General features: G+C 41.9%; 5 protein-coding genes and 1 pseudogene. 3 read left to right on the forward strand and 3 right to left on the reverse strand.

Annotation, left to right across the window (positions count from 1 at the left end; genetic code table 11):
* A pseudogene (locus ACSZPU_RS23870) lies at positions 1–185 on the forward strand (hypothetical protein); the annotation flags it as partial.
* Positions 182–574, forward strand: a complete 393-nt coding sequence (locus ACSZPU_RS23875) for a hypothetical protein (protein ID WP_499003998.1) — start codon at positions 182–184, stop codon at positions 572–574. The pseudogene ACSZPU_RS23870 and the gene ACSZPU_RS23875, both read left to right, overlap by 4 nt.
* Positions 575–760: 186 nt before the next feature.
* On the opposite strand, the gene ACSZPU_RS23880 is transcribed toward ACSZPU_RS23875, so the two are convergent.
* Positions 761–1,765, reverse strand: coding sequence for a ParB family protein (locus tag ACSZPU_RS23880; protein WP_499004001.1), 1,005 nt, complete (start codon positions 1,763–1,765; stop codon positions 761–763).
* Complete coding sequence (locus ACSZPU_RS23885; protein WP_499004004.1) at positions 1,762–3,021, reverse strand: ParA family protein; 1,260 nt, start codon at positions 3,019–3,021, stop codon at positions 1,762–1,764. Before ACSZPU_RS23885 ends, ACSZPU_RS23880 begins: the two co-directional genes overlap by 4 nt.
* 608 nt (positions 3,022–3,629) lie before the next feature.
* On the opposite strand from ACSZPU_RS23885, the gene ACSZPU_RS23890 reads away from it, so the two are divergent.
* A complete protein-coding gene (locus ACSZPU_RS23890; RefSeq protein ID WP_499004007.1) occupies positions 3,630–3,761 on the forward strand; it encodes a hypothetical protein in 132 nt (43 codons plus the stop codon).
* 81 nt (positions 3,762–3,842) lie between these two features.
* On the opposite strand, the gene ACSZPU_RS23895 is transcribed toward ACSZPU_RS23890, so the two are convergent.
* Positions 3,843–4,100: hypothetical protein (locus ACSZPU_RS23895; protein WP_499004010.1), on the reverse strand; the 258-nt coding region annotated here is incomplete at its 5' end.

Genomic DNA, 4,100 nt, shown 5'->3' on the forward strand with positions numbered 1-4,100 from the left:
AAACGTGTGTTTTTAGTCATCCTGTTTACCTCTCTCTCAAAGAGTTTAGTCTCCAGGATTCCCGGGGCGGTTCACTGCCATTACTTTTCAGTATTAAATATGACTTCCCAGGATCGGGTAAAACAAACATAACTGAAGTCACACAAGCATTAACTCTTACATTTTTAAAACAGGAGCAATCATGAAGTCTTTTTTAATAGTTATCTGCCTTTGCTGCTGCCAGGCGGTTTTTGCTTATCCATATCGAATTTATACAGCTCCTGAAGGTGCCATCGTCAAAAATATTCTAACCAATGAAATGATTGGAAGGACACCAGTTGAAGTCGATGTCAGTAATTCCGAAGCCGGTTCAACATTTGGGATCTCGATGTACAGACATGAGAATGTTGCGATTAAAATTTTTACCGTGATGCCCAGCACGGAAAATAACTTTGCTGTTTCAGGTCCTGACGTTGCAACGATGTCATTACCGGGAAAAGCACCACTGAATGTAAGCAATGACAGTAATGCAGCAACTGTTCATATTGAGCTTAGGCCATTCCTATCAGAACCAGCCCATAAACCTTTCCAATAAAAATAATGGGTCCCTGACAATGGGACCCGCTCAGATGCTTCAACTCTAAAATCAAACACTTACTATAATGTAAGTTATTTTTGGACAATTTACATCTTTCCCCATCCATTATCCAGCCATGACGATGTCGGTCTAACTTCTTTAATAAAACCGGATTAAAACGATGCGATTAAATCAATAAATTCGTTATAACTTGTTGTTTAGTTTCATTTTTATAAAACTTTCAATTTCTTCAATCAATTCGCTATTTAATCTATTAAATTCAAAGCGAACTTTCCGACCAGTAGCATTTTTACTAATTCTCGCATATTTATCTTTATTCTCAAAAGAAGCCAATTCATGTGTAACCCAACCAATATTTGGTTGTCTTATGTCGAGGGCTGCTACCGCCTTTGTAATCTTTTCCATTACGAATTTTTGTGCTTCAGTAATATCTGCCAGGTCCAGACTTACTGCTTGCTCCTTTACACTATCTACGACTTCATCAAGAGAAAATAAATTCTTTTCGATATATTTCTGATGTCTAAATAATCGATTGTAAAAAGAGTTTGGAATTCCTTCATAATCAGGAAACAATGCAATAAGTGAACTGCTAATTTTAGCAGCCTGGACGCGTTTAGAAACAGATACGTGACTGATACCAAGGAAAAGGGCCAGCTCTTCATTACTTGTGAATCCCTTCTCTTTCATCGTTTTCAAATATTTAAAACCCACCTCACGATATGAAAATCGACGAGATGTTTGTGCTGCTGTAATGATGGAATTAATATCTTCCGGAGATAGTTCATCCGGCAAAACCCATAATGGCATGTCCTTTACTGAATGAATGCAACAGAAACGCCTGCGACTGCCTTCTATAAGAAGGTATACCCCATTTCTTTTAACTGCTACACCTTCAGTATCCACGCCTCTCGTTTCGATTTGTTCCAGAATATCTCTTACCGCATTTACAGATAGAGCTTCTTGATTTCGAGGATTCATCGGATGGACTGCGGTCTCCAGTTCTACTTTCTCAGCCGGTACGGTGATGTGTTCGGCTTCGAGCTTACGACCATTGTGGAGTGTAAACAGTTTCTTTAAGCGAGCTGGCGATTTCAGGCTGGGAAGTCTGGAGCTATGTCCTACTTCAGTGCGTTTAGGCGCATTAAGATATCGCGATTTATCATTCCCGATACGCTGTTCATCATTCATGCTTTAGCCCCTTGTTTCGCTGAAAAACTCTTTATCTCATTAATAAATTGTTGATATACCGACATCACTGATTCCTCGGCAATATCTAACTGTTTTGGAGAACAAAGCTCTTCCGACTTTTTAATATCCAGTACAGTTCGTCCCCTGGATGCAGCAGCTTTAAACGCTTCAGAATTTTTGATATTTGCCGACATAAACAGATCTTGAACTGTCCTCACTAGTTTATCTAGGACCATTTTTTCATTCGGACTTTTGTCATCTACATTTACAGCCAGCACCTTAAACCAATGTAAGTTCTCGCCCTTGCTTGGGGATTGCTTTAAGCGTTCGCTGATTGTTAGCATGAAATCTGTCGTTGAAGCATAGTCATATTCACGTGGTGAAACGGCAACGAGGATACCATCAGCAGCTTCATCAGCGGCCCATGTAATTGGCGAGTCCTCTGGTGGAGTATCAATGATGATTAGTCCGTATTTTTTCTTCAAAACCGGCAGGATTACCTCTTTGAAACGCAGCAATAACTCTGACCGTTCTTCTTTGGTGCACTGCCAGTATTTATCTTTGAATCGAGCATCCGTAGGAAATGCTGTGATCACATCAAGATTTGGTAGGTGTGTAGAAAACGGCATACTCTCAATTATTTCTTCTTCTTTGTATCCTAAATCGATGTATTTTCTATAATCCGAATCTTCTTCGTAGATCCCTAAGATTGCATCCATAGCTGTAAGAAAAACATCATCTTCAGTGACGCTTTGAATCATGCCGCTTCCAATTGAACCTTGTGGATCCCATTCAATCAATAAAACCCTGGCATTAAGGTGCAGATCAAGCGCAGCAGCCACTGCAATTGCACCTGATGTGGTACTTTTCCCAGTGCCACCTTTATGATTTTGCGTTACGATTGTTCGGCTTAGGTAATAATCGCTATATCGCGGATAATTTAGAGCATCCATTATTTTCTGGACGTCCCAGCGAGTATAGAGGTGGTTTTTGTTCTGGTAGATAGGAGCGCCAACTAAATTTCTTTCTTCAAGGTCAGCAAGGATTTTGTTGAAAGTTACACGGGATTTTCCAAAAAAATCAGACAGATTCTTTTTGTTCAAACAGTGGTTATAGATAAGGCGATCTACTCCCGCACCCTCAACACTATCATCTGACACCGAAACTCTTGAAGTGACCAGTAATGATTCCTTCAGGGAAATCTGTTCGCTCTTCATGCGTTGACCGACAAGGGCGATCTTATCAATTAGATTCATTCTCATCCGATCCTTCTAACATTATAAATTAAAATTAAACGCATATACGTAAACTTTACGCATAATGCGTTTTGTTGAAGCACATGCGTTTAATTCTAGCTGTATTTCTATTAATACGCTAACTTTCTCTTCGCTTTTTATCTATTTTGTAGTTTCTACGTCAAGGCGGTTCGTTTAGAAATGATGCTTCAGGTCTTATCTGTATTCTATCTAGTCGGCGTGAGGTGATTGTGGGGATTATGTTCAGAGCTCTTAACTCTTCATCCCCCACTGCCACCTGAGGAATATGGAGGGTGGAAATCCGCTACATCATCTTGTATACCTAACAGCCACCTGGCGATTAAGGGGGTTAAATCCATTTCCCTCGCCCTACATCTCCCACAGCCGCCTGGCGTTTAAAGGAGTTCAATTCCATTCCCTCGCCCTGCATCTCCAACAGCCACCTGGCGATTAAGGGGGTTAAATTCATTTCCCTCGCCCTACATCTCCCACAACCGCCTGGCGATTAAAGGAGTTCAATTCCATTCCCTCGCCCTGAATCCCTAACAGTATCCTTGCGATTAAGAGAGTTCAATTCTACTATCGTGTCCTAAGTCCCCAACAGGTTTATGCCAAACGATAGCCGCAGCGGTGCATCGATGCCGGACAGTGCCACCAAGAAAACGCGTTGCAGAAGCTGGCGCCATGCCGGTTTGCCAGCAGATTTTGAGCTGGCCGAGCAGGCGGTGGCGGTGAATTGATGGCACTGGAAAAATAGGCTGTATGTCCAGGTGGCGCGGGGAATTAAACGAGGGGCATAAAAAAAGGCCGCTGGCGCGGCCTCAGTCGCCGTAAATTTGATTGTCGTCCCATGACTCCAGTATGTCTGCATTATAAAGTGGGCCAGTTATCCAGCCTGCAAAACGCGATGCCCTTGAATTAAATGCCCACAACTCACCAATTCCAATCGTGACAGTTTCCTCTGACAGACAGGCATTATCTGGTTCATGTGATGTTTTGCATTCTGAACCGCCCCGGGAATCCTGGAGACTAAACTCTTTGAGAGAGAGGTAAACAGGATGACTAAAAACACACGTTTT

Origin of the sequence: Phytobacter sp. V69, from assembly GCF_965644215.1 — a bacterium.
GTDB lineage: Bacteria > Pseudomonadota > Gammaproteobacteria > Enterobacterales > Enterobacteriaceae > Phytobacter.